This is a genomic window from Streptomyces sp. NPDC048560, from assembly GCF_040650955.1.
Lineage (GTDB): Bacteria > Actinomycetota > Actinomycetes > Streptomycetales > Streptomycetaceae > Streptomyces.
In genome coordinates, this window is record NZ_JBEZIJ010000006.1 from 315,014 (window position 1) to 331,897 (window position 16,884).

Below are 16,884 nucleotides of genomic sequence, written 5' to 3' on the forward strand. Positions count from 1 at the left end.
TCGTTCCCGGTGTCGTGTTCTCAGCTCTGGTTGAAGAATCCGCCCTCTGCGATCCGGGCCTTGTCCTCCGCCGTGACATCGACGTTAGCAGGCGACAACAGGAACACCTTCTGCGTCACGCGTTCAATGCTGCCATGGAGACCGAAGACAAGTCCCGCGGCAAAGTCGACAAGTCGCTTCGCGTCCGTATCGTCCATCTCCGTGAGGTTCATGATCACCGGAGTGCCCTCACGGAAGTGTTCCCCGATGGTACGGGCCTCGTTGTAGGTCCTGGGGTGCAGCGTGGTGATCCGGTACGGCTCCCGCTCGGACACGACCTTGGGCATGATCACGGGTGCATTCTTCTCCATGTTCGGGCGTTCAGGTGTGATGGATGCCACGGGTGCGATTCGGGCGGGTCGTCCGCTTTCCGCGGGGAGCTGAACCGGCTCCCGCTGTGCGGGCGGCTGTACGACTCGTACCGGTTCGTCCCGTTCGCGGTCACGTTCCCGCTCCACCTGATGCACGGGCTGATGCCGCCGCCGGTCCCTCTCGGGCTCCGGCTCGGGTTCGAATTCGTCGTCGGGGTCGAACCCCGGACCGTCGTACCCATCGTCCTCCACGAGGCCGAGGTAGACCGCCATCTTGCGCATCGCGCCGGCCATGCTCTGAGTCCTCCGCTCTGTGGTGGATCGGCATTCGTCACCAAGTGCCAGCGATCCACTGTGGCCTGACCGCTTTGAGCGGAAATGACCATATTTTCTACTGTGGTCCGACTTGCTTCGCGACGTTACCCGAGGCCGGGTCGGACTCCGAGCACCGCCGTACCGACGCGTACATGTGTCGCTCCGGCCGATACCGCGTCCTCGAGATCCGAACTCATCCCTGCGGAGACCATGTTCGCAGCCGGATGGTCCCCGCGCAGGCTGGATGAGATTTCCATCAGCCGATCGAACGCCGCCCGTTGCCTGCCCGCGTACGGACCGGCCAGCGGCGCCACGGTCATCAGCCCGTCGAGCCTGAGCGCCGGAGCCGCCGCCACCGCCGCGGCCAACTCCTCGACGCCGTCCGGCGAGACACCGCCGCGGTCACCTCGCTCACCGCTGCCGGCGTCGAGCGCCACCTGGATGAGACATCCGAGTTCGCGCTCACCGCGCACGGCCGCCGCCGAGAGGGACGACACCAGCTTGGTCCGGTCCACCGACTGCACCACATCGGCATAACTCACCACGGAACGAACCTTGTTCGTCTGCAACTGCCCGACAAAGTGCCAGGTGAGCGACAGATCCGCACACGCCGCGGCTTTGGGGGCCGCGTCCTGGTCACGGTTCTCGGCGACGTGCCGCACACCGAGTCCGTGCAGGATCCGCACATCGCTCGCGGGATAGGTCTTGGTGACCACGATGAGGGTCACTTCCTCCCGCTTGCGGCCGGCAGCGGCGCAGGCGGAAGCAATGCGTTCCTCCACCTGTGCCAGATTTGCGGCGAGTTGAGCTCTACGGTCCGTCATGCCCTATCAGTCCAACCAGACATATCCGGCGAGCCGCCCGGTGGTGCGGTCGCGGCGGTACGAGAAGTGGTCGCCCGATTCCAGTGTGCAGAACGGGGAGCGCTGCCGGTCACCCACCCCGAGAGCGTCGAGCTGGGCGTGGACCCCGGCGGTGACGTCCACCGCCGGCGTTCCCCAGCTCGTCTCGGACCAGGAGGCCGGGACCGCTTCGGCGACCTCGGCCCGCATCGGCGCCGGGACCTCGTAACACCGTCCGCAGACGGCCGGCCCGGTCTGTGCGCTGATCCGGGAAGGTTCGGCCCCGAGAGCGATCATGGCCTCGACGGCGGCCGGTACGACTCCGGCGACCAGACCCGGGCGGCCGGCGTGCGCCGCGGCCACGACTCCCGCGACCGGGTCCGCGAGCAGAACCGGCGTGCAGTCGGCCGTGAGGACGGCGAGGGCGAGTCCGCGCCTGGCGGTCACCACCGCGTCCACGGCGGGGATCTCCGGGGCCTCGCCCCAGGGCCCGTCGACCACCGCGACGTCGCGCCCGTGCACCTGGTTCATCCAGACGACCAGCGCCGGATCGAGACCGAGCGAACGGGCCGCGTACTCACGGTTGGCGCGCACGGCTGCCGGGTCGTCCCCGACCGCGCCGCCGAGGTTGAGCTCCTCGTACGGAGCGGCGCTCACCCCGCCCCACCTGTCGGTGAAGGCGAAGTGGGCGCCGCTTCCCGCAGAGCGCGCTGCGGGCACCGCGTCGAGCGGACCTATCACTTCAAGAAGTCCGGAACATCCAGCTCTTCGGCCTGGGTGTCCTGGTAGGGACGGGCCGTCGGGACGTGCGGCGGCGAGACCGGCGGAAGCGGGTTCTCGTTCGCGGCGGGTGCGGGCTCGGCCTGGACCGGGGTCTCCTCGCGCGAGGGCACGGAGCCCAGTCCGCCCGACTGACGGGCGGGCTCGGCGGCCCGCACCGGCGGAGCCGGCTCCTCGCGCTTGGTGGAACCCGCGCTCAGGACGTTCTCCCGACGGGCCGGCGGCTGTCCGCCGTCGAACCCGGCGGCGATCACGGTGACCCTGACCTCGTCACCCAGCGCGTCGTCGATGACGGCGCCGAAGATGATGTTCGCCTCCGGGTGGGCCGCCTCGCTCACCAGCTGCGCCGCCTCGTTGATCTCGAAGAGACCGAGGTCGCTGCCGCCCGAGATGGAGAGCAGCACGCCGCGGGCGCCGTCGATGGACGCCTCGAGGAGCGGCGAGGAGATCGCCATCTCCGCCGCGGCCACCGCGCGGTCGTCGCCGCGGGCCGATCCGATACCCATGAGCGCCGATCCGGCCTCGGACATGACCGACTTGACGTCGGCGAAGTCGAGGTTGATCAGGCCGGGGGTGGTGATGAGGTCGGTGATGCCCTGGACGCCCGAGAGCAGCACCTGGTCGGCCGACTTGAACGCGTCGAGCACGCTCACCTGGCGGTCCGAGATGGACAGCAGTCGGTCGTTGGGGATGACGATGAGGGTGTCGACTTCTTCGCGGAGCTCGGCGATGCCGTCCTCCGCCTGGTTCGCGCGTCGCCGGCCCTCGAACGTGAACGGGCGGGTGACCACGCCGATCGTCAGGGCGCCGAGCGAGCGCGCGATGTTGGCGACGACGGGCGCGCCGCCGGTGCCGGTGCCGCCGCCTTCTCCAGCGGTGACGAAGACCATGTCGGCCCCCTTGAGGACCTCCTCGATCTCCTCACGGTGGTCTTCTGCCGCCTTGCGACCGACGGCCGGGTTGGCCCCGGCGCCGAGGCCACGGGTGAGTTCACGGCCGACGTCCAGTTTGACGTCGGCGTCGCTCATCAACAGGGCTTGCGCATCAGTGTTGATCGCGATGAACTCGACGCCCTTGAGACCGACCTCGATCATTCGGTTGATGGCATTGACACCACCGCCGCCGACACCGATGACCTTGATGACTGCGAGGTAGTTCTGCGGTGCTGCCACGTCGAAGGCCTCTCGCCTCGAGTTACGTGTCGTCGCGTTGCGGTGATTCCGCCGCGACGACGGATGCCGATTGGGACGGTCCGAACGCCGACCCGAACCCTAACGTTCAAGTTTAGGGTTACCAGTGTGTCCGCTTCTTGGACTCTTCCGAACAGGACACTAAGTCGACAAGTGGCGCACGTTCAACGAACACGCCGAACCTCCCGTTTTTCTTTTCACCCTATGTGATCACCCGTAGCGCTGACCAACCAGGGTGCTGGCCAGGCCAAACGTGCGTCAACTATCCGATACGGCCGGGGCCATGGGCGCACTCACGTCGAAGTGCCCCGCTTTGGGAGCGGCTTTCATGAGAGCGGTGAGGACTCTTGCCTTCATCGGCCCCTCCTCGCTGCTCCCCCAGTGCACCGTCCGGTCCCGGGTGAGCTCCAGAGAGATCGAGTCGAAGGAGGTGATCCCTACGACCCGGGTGTCCCTGGCGATACTTCGCGGGAGTTCACCCGCGACCCGGACCGCCTCCCGCAGCAGCCGGTCGCTGCCGAAGCGGCGCAGACTCGCGGACTGACCGGGTGTCAGCTCCAGCAGAGGTACGCCCGCGGGCGCTTTGTCCACCGTTGCGAAGCGAACACCGTCGGCGTCCACTTCGATGAACTTTGCGCCCTTTTTCACCAGCAGAACCGGCTTCCGTTCGGTCACTTTAAGTCCGATGTCGTGCGGCCATGACCGTACGACATCCACGGAATCGATCCGAGGCAACTTCTGGCGCAACCTGTCCGCGATCGCGTCGGTGTCAACGGAAATCATCGGCGCCCCGACCGGCACCGCGGCGGCGGCGTCGACCTCGGCCTCGGTCAGTACCTCGACACCGGTGATCCGCACCTGCTCCGCTCGCAGCCAGGAAGAGCCGTAGAGCACCCAGATTCCGCCCGCGGTGAGCAGGGCGACGCCCACCGCGATCAGGATCAGCAGCGCGCGGCGGCCCATCCGGCGCCCCCCGGGGCCGGTGAGCGGTGGGCGGGCGGAGGCGTCCGCCCGCTGCCCTGCACCGCGCTGGGCGGTCGTCGGTCCGGCCACGCTCGCTCCTTAGCCGGACCCGGGGCGCACGCCCCGGGTCCTGCACCGCCTCACGCCTGGCGGCGTGCGGCAATCGCCTCGTACACCATGCCGACGAGCAGGTCGTCGGCGTCCCGCCGTCCGAACTCCGCCGCGGAACGGGACATCTCGTACAGCCGGTGCGGATCCGACAGCACCGGGAGGACGTTGCCCTGCACCCACTCCGGGGTGAGCGCCGCGTCGTCCACCAGGAGGCCGCCGCCGGCGTTGACCACCGGCTGGGCGTTGAGCCGCTGTTCGCCGTTGCCGATCGGCAACGGGACGTAGGCGGCGGGGAGCCCGACGGCGGAGAGTTCGGCGACGGTCATCGCGCCCGCGCGGCAGAGCATCATGTCGGCCGCGGCGTACGCGAGATCCATCCGGTCCACGTACGGTACCGGGATGTAGGGCGGCATTCCGGGCATGTTGTCGATGCGCGGCAATTCGTTCTTCGGACCGACCACGTGGAGGATCTGGATTCCGGAGCGCTGGAGCAGGGGCGCGACCCGCTGGACCACCTCGTTGAGGTGGCGGGCACCCTGCGAACCGCCGGAGACCAGGAGCGTCGGCAGGTTGGGGTCGAGGCCGAAGGCGGCACGCGCCTCGGGGCGGACCCGGGCCCGGTCGAGCGTGGCGATGGTGCGCCGCAACGGGATGCCGATGTAGCGGGCACCGCGGAGCTTGCTGTCCGGGGTGGAGACGGCGACCCCGTGCGCGTACCGGGAACCGATCTTGTTGGCGAGGCCGGGGCGGGCATTGGCCTCGTGGACGATGATCGGGACCCCGGCACGCTTGGCGGCGAGGTAGCCGGGCAGCGCCACGTAGCCGCCGAAGCCGACGACACAGTCCGCCTTGGTGCGCTCCAGGATCTGCTCGGCGGCCTTGATCGTGCCGCGCAGCCGTCCCGGGACAGTGATGAGCTCGGGAGTGGGCTTACGGGGCAGCGGCACAGCCGGGATCAGCGCCAGTTCGTACCCCCGCTCGGGTACGAGCCTGGTCTCGAGTCCGCGTTCAGTGCCGAGGGCAGTGATGCCCACGGTCGGGTCCTGCCTGCGCAGGGCATCTGCGAGGGCAAGCGCGGGCTCGATGTGGCCGGCGGTCCCCCCACCGGCGAGTACGACATGCACCGAAATTCACCGCTCTCCGGACGGACGCTTCTTGACGCGCCGTCTCATCGTCTTCCATCTCACCCCGGGCCTCCGCATGGCCAGGGCCGCTTTCGCCGCGGGGTCCTCTCGCGCGAAGGCGATCATGAGCCCGACAGCGAACATCGTCGGCAGCAGGGCCGACCCCCCGTATGAGAACAGCGGGAGCGGGACACCGGCGATCGGCAACAGGCCGAGCACCGCACCGATGTTGATCACGGCCTGCGCCGTGATCCAGGTGGTCACACCTCCCGCGGCGTACCTCACGAAGGGGTCCTCCGTGCGTCCGGCCACGCGGATACCCGCATAGCCTAGAGCCGCGAAGAGGGCGAGTACCGACAGCGTCCCCGCCAGCCCCAGTTCCTCCCCGGTGATGGCGAAGATGAAGTCGGTGTGCGGTTCAGGCAGTTGACCCCATTTTTCCACACTCGCACCCAGACCGGAACCGAACCATCCGCCGGACGCCAGAGCATAGATTCCGTGTACGGCCTGCCAGCAGGAGCCCCCGGGGCCGGGCTCACTGGCGCCCATGCAGTCCAGGCGGGCCATGCGGTTCGGGCTCGTCTTGATGAGCAGCAGAACGAGGGCGCCGGCGACGGCGAGCACCCCGACGAACAGTCTGGTGGGTGCGCCGGCCAGCCAGAGCAGGCCGAAAAGGATCGCGGTGAGAATCATCGCAGTTCCCATGTCACCGCCGAGCATGATGAGCCCGAGGAGCATGAACGCGACCGGGACGAGCGGCACGAGCATGTGCTTCCACTGGGCCAGCAGCCGCCTGTCCTGTTTGCGGGCCAGCAGGTCGGCGCCCCACAGGATCAGGGCGAGCTTGCCGAACTCACTGGGCTGGAGCTGGAAGGGTCCGCCCAGGTAGAGCCAGTTCTGGTTGCCGCCCACCGCCATCCCTATGCCCGGCACCTGCACCAGCACCATGAGGAAGACAGTGATCATGAGCAGGGGGTAGGCGAGTGCCCGGTGGAGCTTCACGGGCATCTTCGAGGCGATCAGCATCAGCCCGGCCCCGATGGCGGCGGCGAGGAACTGCTTGCGGAAGAAGTAGGTGGAGGGCTTGTCGATGTCCAGCGCCTTGATCATCGAGGCGGAGTAGACCATCACGAGACCGAGCACGGTGATGAGGAGGCTGGAGCCGAGGATCAGGTAGTAGGCGGTCAGAGGGCGGTCCCAGGCCCGGCGTGCCTGCTCGTAGAGCCGACGCACCCCGCCCGCGCGGGGCGGACGGGGGCCGCCCGGGGCGCGGACGCCCTTGGATGCCGCCGGCCGGCGGGAGCCCGCTGCCAGCCGGCCGCGCAGGGCGAGGCCCACGGGGAGCGGGGGTCCTGCGGGGGCGGAGAGGGCCAGGAGCCCCGGGGTGAGCGCCCGGCGCGCCGGTACGGTCGCGCGTGAGCGGCCCCGGCTTCGCGCGGAGCTCTCTTCGGCCGGCATGTCGCTGTCCCCTCCACTGCTCGTGCCCGGGGCTGACGGACCGGACCGGGCGGGGCAGCTGCCCCGCCCGGTCCGTCAGACGTTCTCGGCCGCGAGCGCGCGGACCGCGTCCGCGAACGCCTCGCCCCGCTTGTTGTAGTTGACGAACATGTCCATCGAGGCACAGGCCGGAGCCAGCAGTACGGTGTCGCCCGGCCGGGCGAGCCCTGCCGCTTCCCTGACCGCCTCGGACATCGCCCCAGTGTCGGTCCGGGCCAGGTCGACGACCGGTACCTCCGGCGCGTGTCGCGCCAGGGCTTCGCGGATCAGTTCCCGGTCGGCGCCCATCAGTACGACGCCGCGCAGCCGCGCGGCGGCCCCGCTGACCAGCTCGTCGAAGGTGGCGCCCTTGGCGAGGCCGCCCGCGATCCAGACGATCGGGTCGTAGGACGCGAGGGACGCCTCGGCGGCGTGGGTGTTCGTGGCCTTGGAGTCGTCGATGTACGTCACCGAGGCGATGTCCGCGACGTGCTCGATGCGGTGCGGATCGGGGCGGAAGGCCCTCAGTCCGTCGCGTACCGCTGCCGGCTCCACGCCGTAGGCGCGGGCGAGGGCCGCCGCCGCGAGGGCGTTGGCGATGTTGTGCGGGGCCGGCGGGTCGATGTCCGCGACCTCGGCCAGTTCCTGCGCCTGCTTCTGCCGGTTGGCCACGAAGGCCCGGTCGACGAGGATGCCGTCGACCACGCCGAGCTGCGAGGGACCGGGGGTGGCGAGGGTGAAGCCGATGGCCCGGCAGCCCTCCTCGACGTCGGCCTCGCGCACCAGGTCCTCGGTCGCCGGGTCGGCGACGTTGTAGACGCAGGCGACGCTGTTGCCCTCGTAGACGTGGCCCTTGTCGGCTGCGTACGCCTCCATGGAGCCGTGCCAGTCGAGGTGGTCCGGGGCAAGGTTGAGGACGGCCGCGGAGTGGGCTCGTACCGAGGGCGCCCAGTGCAGCTGGTAGCTGGAGAGCTCGACGGCCAGGACGTCGTAGGGCTCATCGTCCAGGACGGCGTCCAGGAGGGAGACGCCGATGTTGCCGACCGCGGCCGTACGCAGCCCGGCCGCTTCGAGGATCGAGGCGAGCATCCGGACGGTCGTGGTCTTGCCGTTGGTGCCGGTGACCGCGAGCCAGGGTGCCGGCTTCCTGCCGTCCAGTCCCCGCAGCCGCCAGGCCAGTTCGACGTCGCCCCATACGGGGACGCCGGCCTCGGCGGCTGCGAGGAAGAGCGGCTTGTCGGGCTTCCAGCCCGGAGCCGTGACGATCAGCTCGGTGGACTCGGGCAGGGTCGCCCCGTCGCCGAGGCGCACGGTGATGCCCAGCGCCTCCAGCTCGGCGGCCTGGGTACGCGAGCGCTCGTCGTCGCCGTCGTTGACGACGGTGACCAGCGCCCCCAGTCCGTGCAGGACACGCGCCGCGGGGATTCCGCTGACGCCGAGCCCGGCGACCGTGACGTGCTTGCCCTGCCAGTCCACGTTGCTCACTTCTTGGCTGCCCATCCCGCGTAGAAGAGGCCGAGTCCGACGATCACGCACATGCCCTGGATGATCCAGAAGCGGACCACCACAAGGACTTCGGACCACCCCTTGAGTTCGAAGTGGTGCTGGAGTGGCGCCATGCGGAACACGCGCTTGCCGGTCATCTTGAACGAGCCGACCTGGATGACCACGGACATCGTGATCATCACGAAGAGGCCGCCGAGGAGGGCGAGCAGGAACTCCGTGCGGGAGCAGATCGCGAGACCCGCGAGGGCGCCGCCGAGAGCGAGCGAACCGGTGTCGCCCATGAAGATCTTGGCGGGCGAGGTGTTCCACCACAGGAAGCCGAAGCAGGCGCCCATGAGGGCGGACGCGACGACCGCGAGGTCGAGCGGATCGCGTACCTCGAAGCAGGCACTGGGGTTGGTCAGGGTGTCCGCGTTGGCGCAGGACTCCTGGAACTGCCACAGCCCGATGAAGGTGTACGCGCCGAAGACCATCACCGACGCGCCGGTGGCCAGGCCGTCCAGACCGTCCGTCAGGTTCACGCCGTTGGACATGGCGAGAATCATGAACAGCGCCCAGACGCAGAAGAGCACCGGGCCGATGGACCAGCCGAAGTCCTCGACGAACGAGAGCCGGGTGGAGGCCGGGGTGTTGCCGCGGGCGTCGGCGAACTGGAGCGAGAGCACCGCGAAGGCGATGCCGACGATCAGCTGGCCGGCCATCTTCGCCTTGGCGCGGAGGCCGAGCGAGCGCTGCTTGACGATCTTGATGTAGTCGTCGAGGAAGCCGACCAGGCCCATTCCCGCCATCAGGAAGAGGACCAGCACACCGGAGAAGCGCATCTCCTCGCCGGTGATCACCTTGGCCAGGACGTACGCGATGATCGTCGCCAGGATGAAGGCGATCCCGCCCATGGTGGGCGTGCCCTGCTTGCTGCCGTGGCTGCGCGGGCCATCGTCCCGGATGAACTGACCGTAGCCCTTGCGGGCCAGGAGCTTGATCAGCAGCGGAGTACCGACCAGGGTCAGGAAGAGCCCGATGGCCCCCGCGAAGAGGATCTGCCTCATCGGACGGCGACCTCGCCCTCGGCCGAGTTCTCCAGCAGCGCCAGAGCGACCTTCTCCAGGCCGACCGACCGGGACGCCTTCACCAGCACGACGTCTCCCGGGCGCAGTTCACTGCGCAACAGGTCGACGGCCGCCTGTGCGTCGGACACGTGCACCGACTCCTCACCCCACGAACCCTCGTTATATGCGCCCAGTTGCAGCCAGGAGGCTTCTCTTCCTCCGACAGCGACGAGCTTGCTGACGTTGAGCCGGACGGCGAGCCGTCCGACAGCGTCGTGCTCGGCGAGCGACGCGTCACCGAGCTCGGCCATCTGACCGAGCACCGCCCACGTGCGTCCCCCTCCGGCCCGTGAGGCTTTGCCCATGGCAGCCAGCGCACGGAGTGCGGCTCTCATGGATTCGGGGTTCGCGTTGTAGGCGTCATTGACGACCGTCACACCGTCCGGACGCTCGGTGACCTCCATGCGCCAGCGGGAGAGGGTGCCCGCCTCGGAGAGCGCCACGGCGATCTCAGTCACGGACATGCCCAACTCATGGGCGACGGCGGCCGCGGCGAGCGCGTTCGACACGTGGTGCTCACCGTACAGGCGCAAGGTCACGTCGCTGCACCCGGTGGGTGTGTGGAGCTCGAAAGCGGGGCGCCCGTCGTCCGTGAGCCGGACGTTCTCACCCCGTACGTCCGCATCCGCGGCCTCTCCGAAGAGCAGGACCCGGGCTTTTGTGCGGGCGGCCATGGCCCGCACGAGGGGGTCGTCGGCGTTGAGGACGGCGACGCCGCCCTCCGCCGCCTCCGGAAGTGCCTCCACGAGTTCGCCCTTGGCCACGGCGATCGTCTCGCGGCTGCCGAACTCGCCGATGTGCGCGGTGCCGACGTTGAGGACCAGACCGATACGCGGCGGCGTGAGGCCCGTCAGGTAGCGGATGTGGCCGACTCCGCGGGCGCCCATCTCGAGGACGAGGTGCTTGGTCTCCTCGGTGGCGCGGAGCGCGGTGAGCGGCAGGCCGAGCTCGTTGTTGAAGGAGCCGGGTGTCCAGACGGTGGGTGCCTTGCGCTCCAGGAGCTGGGCGATCAGGTCCTTGGTGGAGGTCTTGCCCGCCGACCCCGTGAGCGCGACGAGGGTGGCTCCGAGCCGCCGGACGACGGCGCGGGCGAGTGCGCCGAGCGCCGCCTCGACGTCGTCGACGACGATCGCCGGGACACCGACGGGGCGGGCGGCCAGCACTGCTGTCGCGCCCGCCTCGACGGCGCGCTGCGCGAAGTCGTGGCCGTCGACCTGCTCGCCCGGCAGGGCGACGAACAGGCTGCCGGGCTTCACCTCTCGGGAGTCGATGACGACGGGCCCGCCGACGGTGACTGCCGGATCGGGTATGTCGTGCGGCTGCCCGCCGACGATTTCGGCGATCTCGGTGAGGGAAAGGGTGATCACTTGGTCATCCCTGACTGTTGTTCTCGTGGGTGTGGGCGCGGTCCGCGGCGCCCTCGGGGGCGTCCTCGGTGCTCTCGCGTCCCATGGAGCGCTCGATGGCGGCGCGCAGGACCTTGCGGTCGTCGAAGGGGCGTACCACTCCGTGGATGTCCTGGCCCTGCTCGTGTCCCTTGCCGGCGACCAGGACGGTGTCGCCCGGTTCGGCGCGGGCGACGGCCGCGGCGATCGCCGCGGCCCGGTCGGCGTCGACGAGGACGTCGCCGCGCTCGTGGACGGGGACCTCCGCGGCGCCCGAGAGCATCGCGGCGAGGATGGCCAGGGGGTCTTCGGAGCGGGGGTTGTCCGAGGTCAGTACGGCGGTGTCGGCGAGACGGGCCGCGGCGGCGCCCATGGGGACGCGTTTGGTGGTGTCCCGGTCTCCGCCGCAGCCGAGCACGATGTGGACCCTGCCCTCGGTGACCTTGCGCAGGGAGCGCAGGACGGACTCGACCGCGTCCGTCTTGTGGGCGTAGTCGACGACGGCGAGATACGGCTGTCCGGCGTCCACGCGCTCCAGCCGGCCCGGGACGCCCGGGACGGCCGCGACACCGTCGGCGGCGGTCTGCGGGTCGACGCCGGCGGCGGCGAGCGTGACGATCGCGGCGAGGCTGTTGGCGACGTTGAACGGGCCGGGCAGCGGCGCCTTGGCGCTGATCCGCTCGCCCTTGGGACCGACGACCCGGAAGGTGCTGTCCTGCTGGCCGACCTCGACGTCCTCGGCACGCCAGTCGGCGTCCGGATGGCCCTCGGCGGAGAAGGAGACGACCGGGACGGTGGCCTCGGCGATCAGCCGCCGGCCGTACTCGTCGTCGTAGTTGACGACTCCCTGCCTGCTGCGGGCCGGCGTGAACAGCTGGGCCTTGGCCTGGAAGTAGTCCTCCATCCCGGAGTGGAACTCCATGTGCTCCGGGCTGAGGTTGTTGAAGACCGCGACGTCGAAGACGCAGCCGTCGACCCGGCCGAGGACCAGGGCGTGGCTTGAGACCTCCATGGCGACCGCCTCGGTGCCGCGTTCGCGCATCACGGCGAACAGGGCCTGGAGGTCGGTGGCCTCGGGGGTCGTGCGCTCGGACTTGATGCGCTCGCCACCGATGCGTGTCTCGACGGTGCCGATCAGGCCGGTGGTGCGGCCGGCGCCGCGCAGTCCGCCCTCGACGAGGTACGCCGTGGTGGTCTTCCCGGACGTTCCGGTGATCCCGATCTGGAGCAGGTCCGCGCCCGGCCGCCCGTAGATCTCGGCGGCCATCTCGCCCATCCGGCCCCGGGGGTCCTCGGTGACGAGGACCGGGAGGCCGGTGGCGGCGGCGCGCTCCGCGCCGGCCGGGTCGGTGAGGACCGCGACCGCGCCGAGCCCCGCTGCCTGGGCGGCGAAGTCGGCTCCGTGCAACCGGGCGCCGGACAGGGCCGCGTAGACATCACCCGGGCGCACGGCCCGTGAGTCATGGGTGATGCCGGTGACCTCGCCGGACCCGGGTGGTTCGACACCGAGCATCGCGGCCAGCTCGCCGAGGGAGGTGGGCCGGAGCCGGTCCGGTCGAGGCGCTCCCGGGTAGCTCACAGGCGCGTCCTTCTGGGTGTTCTGGAACTGATCAGGGTGGGGCACGGCGGTGAGCGTACCGGGCTCACCCGGCCTCTCGCGAAGCGAGGGGCCGGGGTCGCGGTACTTCTCGTTCCGGTTCCGGGGATCAGGGGTGATCGTTGTCACTGACGGTTCCCTCGGGGCTACTGCGGATCATGAGCCCGGCCAGGACCCGCAGCGCCTCCTTATTGCTCGCCGGGCTGGAAGGACACCGGCAGCCGGGCGGGCTTGCTGCCGGACGGTGCTGTCTGGAGTGTCTTGAGAGCGAACTCCATGACCTTCTTGTAGATCGGACCGCAGGTCTGGCCGCCGAAGTAGCTGCCCTTGGTGGGGTTCTGGATCGCGCAGTAGACGGTGACCTGCGGGTCGTCGGACGGTGCGAAGCCCGCGAAGGAGGCGGTGTAGCCGTGGTAGCCGCCGCGCTCCGGGTCGACCCGGTTGGCCGTACCGGTCTTGCCCGCGACCCGGTAGCCCGGGATCGCCGCCTTGGTGCCGGTGCCCTCGTGGTCGTCGACGACCGATTCGAGCATGACCGACAGGGTCTTGGCGGTCTTCTCGCTGACCACCCGGGTCTGTTCGGGGGCGGGCGCCGCGGTGTATCCGCCGTCCGCGTCCTTCGTCCCGCGTACGAGGGTCGGGGCGATCCTGACCCCGCCGTTGGCGATCGTGGAGTAGACGGAGGCGGCCTGCATGGCGTTCAGGGAGAGGCCCTGGCCGAACGGGATCGTGAACTGCTGCGAGGTCGACCAGTCCTGCGGCTTCGCGAGGAGGCCGGGTGACTCACCGGGGTATCCGAGTCCGGTGACGGAGCCGATGCCGAACTTGCGCAGATACGAGTGGAGGACCTTGTTGGCCTGGGCCTGGGTCCTGCCCAGCTGACCCGTCGCCAGGATGGTCCCGATGTTGCTCGACTTGGCGAGGACGCCGTTGAGGGTGAGGTACCAGGTGGGGTGGTCGACGTCGTCCCTGAACAGCCGGTCGCCGCGGTGCAGCCGGTTGGGGACCGTGACGTGGGTGTCGGGCGTGGCGGCCTTCTCCTCCAGCACGGCGGCCATGGACATGACCTTGCTGGTGGAGCCCGGCTCGTACACGTCCTGGAGCGCCGCGTTGCCCAGGGTGGCCGCGTTGGCCTGCGAGAGGTCGTTCGGGTCGTATCCGGGAGCGTTGGCCATGGCCAGCACCTCGCCGGTCCGCGTGTTCTGCACGATCACGTAACCGCGGTCCGCCCTGGACTTCTTGACCTGGTCGGCGATGGCCCGCTGGGCCGCCCACTGGATGTCACGGTCGATCGTCAGCTCGATGTCGGCCCCGGGGACGGCGGGGACCTCCCTGGCACCGGCGGTCGGCACGCGCCGGCCGCCGGACTGGGCGTACCTGATCTTCCCGTCCTGCCCGGCGAGTTCCTCGTTCAGCTTCGATTCGAGGCCGCCGCCGCCCTTGCCCTCGGCGTTGACGAATCCCAGTATCCCGGCGGCCAGATCGCCGTTCGGGTAGACCCGCTTGGTGGTGGGCTCCTGGAGGACACCGGCCAGCACGTCGGCCCCCGGCCCACCGTTGGCCTTGTCCTCCTGCGCCTTCTGCGCGAAGGTCGCCTTCAGGTCCTTGATCTGCTTCCAGACCTGCGGGGTCTGCCGGCTCGCCAGGAGCGTGTAGCGGCTCTTGGCGAGCAGCTTCTTCGTCAGCTCCCCGGCGTCCTTGCCGAGGATGGGAGCGAGGAGCGCCGCGGCCTGCTGGGGTGCGTCGGGGGCCTTGCTGTCCTCGGGCGTGAACATCTTGGGGTCGGCGGTGATGTTGTGCGCGTCGACGCTGGTGGCCAGCGCGATCCCGTTGCGGTCGGTGATCTCCCCGCGCTCGGCGGCGACCGTGTACTCCAGGTAGCGGTTCTGCTGGGCCTTCGCCGCGTACGTGCTGGCGTCGACGGCCTGGACCTGGAGGAGCCGGACGACGAACGCCAGCATGACGACGGTCAGACCGAGACCGACCAGACGCAGCCGGGGGCGCGGGCTGCCCAGCCGCAGGGAACGCGGGGTGCCGCCGCGAGGCCGGCCGGCCGGGGGGCGCGGCCGGCGGGCAGCGGGCCGGGGACGTCCGGCGGCGCCTGCCGCGTTGCGGGGGCGTGCCGGGCCGGGTACGCGGCGGCGCGGCGGTTCCTTGGACGGCACTGGGTCACCTGCCGGGGCTGGTCGTGGGCGGGGGCACCGAGGCGCGCTGCCGCGCGGCCGGTGTGGTCTCTGCTCCGGGCTCGGGCTCCGGTGCGGCGGATCCCACTGCGGTCTGCGACGCCGCCTGCGACGCGAGCTGTGAGTTCCCCGGGGAGGGCGACGCGGAGGCGGGCCGCGAGGGCGACGGGTCCGGCGAGGTGGCGCCGGCCGGGTCATCGGCGGAGGGGGTCGGAGCGGCGGCGGGCTGGATCTCCACCGGCTTCGGCGGGACCGTGGGCACCGGATCGGCTGTCGACTCCCGGGGCACGCCCCGCACGGTGCCGTCCGGGCCCAGGAAGGCGGGACTGCCGCCCGGGACCATGCCCAGTTCCCTGGCGCGCCGCTCCAGCGCGTCCGGCTCGGAGTAGCTGTCGACGTCCCGCTGGAGGGCCTGCTGTTCGTCGGTGAGCCCGGTGGTCTCCCGCTTCAGCTCGCTCAGTCTGAACGAACCCTCGTTGAGTGCGGAGTTCAGCAGGAGCAGCGTGATCAGGCCGCCGCCGAGGAGCAGGACGACCAGCAGGACGAAGGGGGTACGGGCCGCGTTGCTCGGCCCGGACGGCATCATCCGGGCGAGCCGGGCGGCCCGCCCCTTCAACTGTTCGGCCGGTTTGCTCACGGCATCGCCTCGGACGTCCCGGGTGCCGGTCCGGCCGGAGCGCTGACGCTCATCGCTCCTCCTCGCGGATGCGCTGGGCGCCGCGCAGCCGGGCGGGGGCGGCACGCCGGTTCTCCGCGACCTCCTCCTCCGTGGGCAGTTCGGCGCCGCGGGTCAGCAGCTTCAGCCGTGGCTGGTAGCGCTCGGGGACCACGGGCAGGCCGGGGGGCGCCGTGTTGGCGGCACCGGCGGCGAAGACCTGCTTGACCAGCCGGTCCTCCAGCGAGTGGTACGAGAGGACGGCGATTCGGCCGCCGACGGCGAGGGACGCCACAGCTGCCGGAATGGCCCTCTCCAGGACGGTGAGTTCGCCGTTGACCTCGATGCGCAGTGCCTGGAAGGTGCGCTTGGCCGGGTTGCCACCGGTCCGCTTGGCGGCCTGCGGCAGCGCGTCCCGGATCAGCTCGACGAGCCGGGCGCTGTTGGTGAAGGGCTCCTTCTCGCGCTCGCGCACGACGGCGGAGACGATCCGCTTGGCCTGCTTCTCCTCGCCGTACTGCCGCAGGATCCGCACGAGCTCACCGGGCGGGTAGGTGTTCAGCACCTCGGCGGCGCTCATCCCGGTCGTCTGGTCCATGCGCATGTCCAGGGGGGCGTCCTGGGCGTACGCGAACCCCCGGCCGGCCTCGTCGAGCTGCATGGAGGAGACACCGAGGTCGAAGAGCACGCCCTGGACCTTCGGGATGCCCAGCCGGTCCAGGACCTCGGGCAGTTCGTCGTAGACGGCGTGCACCAGGGTCGCGCGCTCGCCGTAGGGGGCGAGGCGCTCGCCGGAGAGCCGGAGCGCCTCCTTGTCCCGGTCGAGTCCGATCAGCCGGGCTTTCGGGAAGGCGGCGAGGAGTGCCTCGCTGTGTCCGCCGAGGCCGAGGGTGCAGTCCACGACCACCGGTGGCCGCGGGCCCGAGTCCTCCAGAGCCGGGGCCAACAGGTCCAGGCATCGCTGGAGCATCACCGGGACGTGTCGGGTCTGGCTCATGCGCCCTCTCAGGCTCGGTTCATGCACGGCTCGTGCGTACGGCCTGGTCCCCGCCCGCTCCGAAGGGGAGGTCCACCGGCGCCGGGGAAGAGGGCGCCGACCGACCGGGAGCGGGAGAGGGCCGGGCCGCACGCACGCCGCGCATGGCGGGGGCGTACGGAATATGAAGAATGTGCGAGGCGTGTCGGTAACTTCGCGTCACTTTAGTCCACCCTGCCATTCGATCGATTCCCGATCAACGAGGCGGGCAGCGCGTCGCACCGGCCTCTTCGTCCGCGGGTCCTCACTCGACCGGGTGCGCTTC

At 70.4% G+C, this 16,884-nt stretch carries 14 protein-coding genes; all 14 read right to left on the bottom strand.

The window, feature by feature from the left end; genetic code table 11:
- Positions 1-20: 20 nt before the first annotated feature.
- The 14 genes from sepF to rsmH all read right to left on the bottom strand — a co-directional run bounded on the left by sepF (position 21) and on the right by rsmH (position 16,580).
- Complete coding sequence (gene sepF / locus AB0C82_RS18600) at positions 21-644, bottom strand: cell division protein SepF (protein WP_362842824.1); 624 nt, start codon at positions 642-644, stop codon at positions 21-23.
- A 125-nt stretch (positions 645-769) separates the two neighbouring features.
- Positions 770-1,489 carry a YggS family pyridoxal phosphate-dependent enzyme gene (locus tag AB0C82_RS18605; RefSeq protein WP_362842827.1) on the bottom strand — a complete coding sequence of 240 codons (720 nt, stop codon included), beginning with the start codon at positions 1,487-1,489 and terminating at the stop codon, positions 770-772.
- Between the two features lie 6 nt (positions 1,490-1,495).
- Positions 1,496-2,227 (bottom strand): peptidoglycan editing factor PgeF, encoded by a 732-nt coding sequence (pgeF, locus tag AB0C82_RS18610; protein ID WP_362842830.1) that lies wholly within the window; start codon positions 2,225-2,227, stop codon positions 1,496-1,498.
- Positions 2,228-2,244: 17 nt separating this feature from the next.
- Positions 2,245-3,459: a cell division protein FtsZ gene (gene ftsZ / locus AB0C82_RS18615; protein WP_362842833.1), complete on the bottom strand. Its 1,215-nt coding sequence runs from the start codon at positions 3,457-3,459 to the stop codon at positions 2,245-2,247.
- Between the two features lie 276 nt (positions 3,460-3,735).
- Positions 3,736-4,530 carry an FtsQ-type POTRA domain-containing protein gene (locus tag AB0C82_RS18620; protein ID WP_362842835.1) on the bottom strand — a complete coding sequence of 265 codons (795 nt, stop codon included), beginning with the start codon at positions 4,528-4,530 and terminating at the stop codon, positions 3,736-3,738.
- Positions 4,531-4,580: 50 nt separating this feature from the next.
- Positions 4,581-5,675 (bottom strand): undecaprenyldiphospho-muramoylpentapeptide beta-N-acetylglucosaminyltransferase, encoded by a 1,095-nt coding sequence (gene murG / locus AB0C82_RS18625; RefSeq protein WP_362842837.1) that lies wholly within the window; start codon positions 5,673-5,675, stop codon positions 4,581-4,583.
- A 6-nt stretch (positions 5,676-5,681) separates the two neighbouring features.
- The gene (gene ftsW / locus AB0C82_RS18630; RefSeq protein WP_362842840.1) at positions 5,682-7,133 is read right to left on the bottom strand and encodes a putative lipid II flippase FtsW; all 1,452 of its coding nucleotides are present in this window, start codon (positions 7,131-7,133) and stop codon (positions 5,682-5,684) included.
- A 75-nt stretch (positions 7,134-7,208) separates the two neighbouring features.
- Positions 7,209-8,651, bottom strand: coding sequence for a UDP-N-acetylmuramoyl-L-alanine--D-glutamate ligase (gene murD / locus AB0C82_RS18635; RefSeq protein WP_362842843.1), 1,443 nt, complete (start codon positions 8,649-8,651; stop codon positions 7,209-7,211).
- Positions 8,633-9,703 (bottom strand): phospho-N-acetylmuramoyl-pentapeptide-transferase, encoded by a 1,071-nt coding sequence (gene mraY, locus AB0C82_RS18640; protein ID WP_328909681.1) that lies wholly within the window; start codon positions 9,701-9,703, stop codon positions 8,633-8,635. Before mraY ends, murD begins: the two co-directional genes overlap by 19 nt.
- A complete protein-coding gene (murF, locus tag AB0C82_RS18645) occupies positions 9,700-11,130 on the bottom strand; it encodes a UDP-N-acetylmuramoyl-tripeptide--D-alanyl-D-alanine ligase (protein ID WP_362842846.1) in 1,431 nt (476 codons plus the stop codon). The genes mraY and murF overlap by 4 nt, the downstream gene beginning before the upstream one ends.
- A 4-nt stretch (positions 11,131-11,134) precedes the next feature.
- Positions 11,135-12,727, bottom strand: a complete 1,593-nt coding sequence (locus AB0C82_RS18650; protein WP_362843173.1) for a UDP-N-acetylmuramoyl-L-alanyl-D-glutamate--2,6-diaminopimelate ligase — start codon at positions 12,725-12,727, stop codon at positions 11,135-11,137.
- 206 nt (positions 12,728-12,933) lie between these two features.
- Positions 12,934-14,910, bottom strand: a complete 1,977-nt coding sequence (locus AB0C82_RS18655; RefSeq protein WP_362842849.1) for a penicillin-binding protein 2 — start codon at positions 14,908-14,910, stop codon at positions 12,934-12,936.
- A 4-nt stretch (positions 14,911-14,914) separates the two neighbouring features.
- Complete coding sequence (locus tag AB0C82_RS18660; protein WP_362842851.1) at positions 14,915-15,565, bottom strand: septum formation initiator; 651 nt, start codon at positions 15,563-15,565, stop codon at positions 14,915-14,917.
- A 49-nt stretch (positions 15,566-15,614) separates the two neighbouring features.
- A complete protein-coding gene (gene rsmH / locus AB0C82_RS18665) occupies positions 15,615-16,580 on the bottom strand; it encodes a 16S rRNA (cytosine(1402)-N(4))-methyltransferase RsmH (protein WP_362842854.1) in 966 nt (321 codons plus the stop codon).
- Positions 16,581-16,884 lie beyond the last annotated feature (304 nt).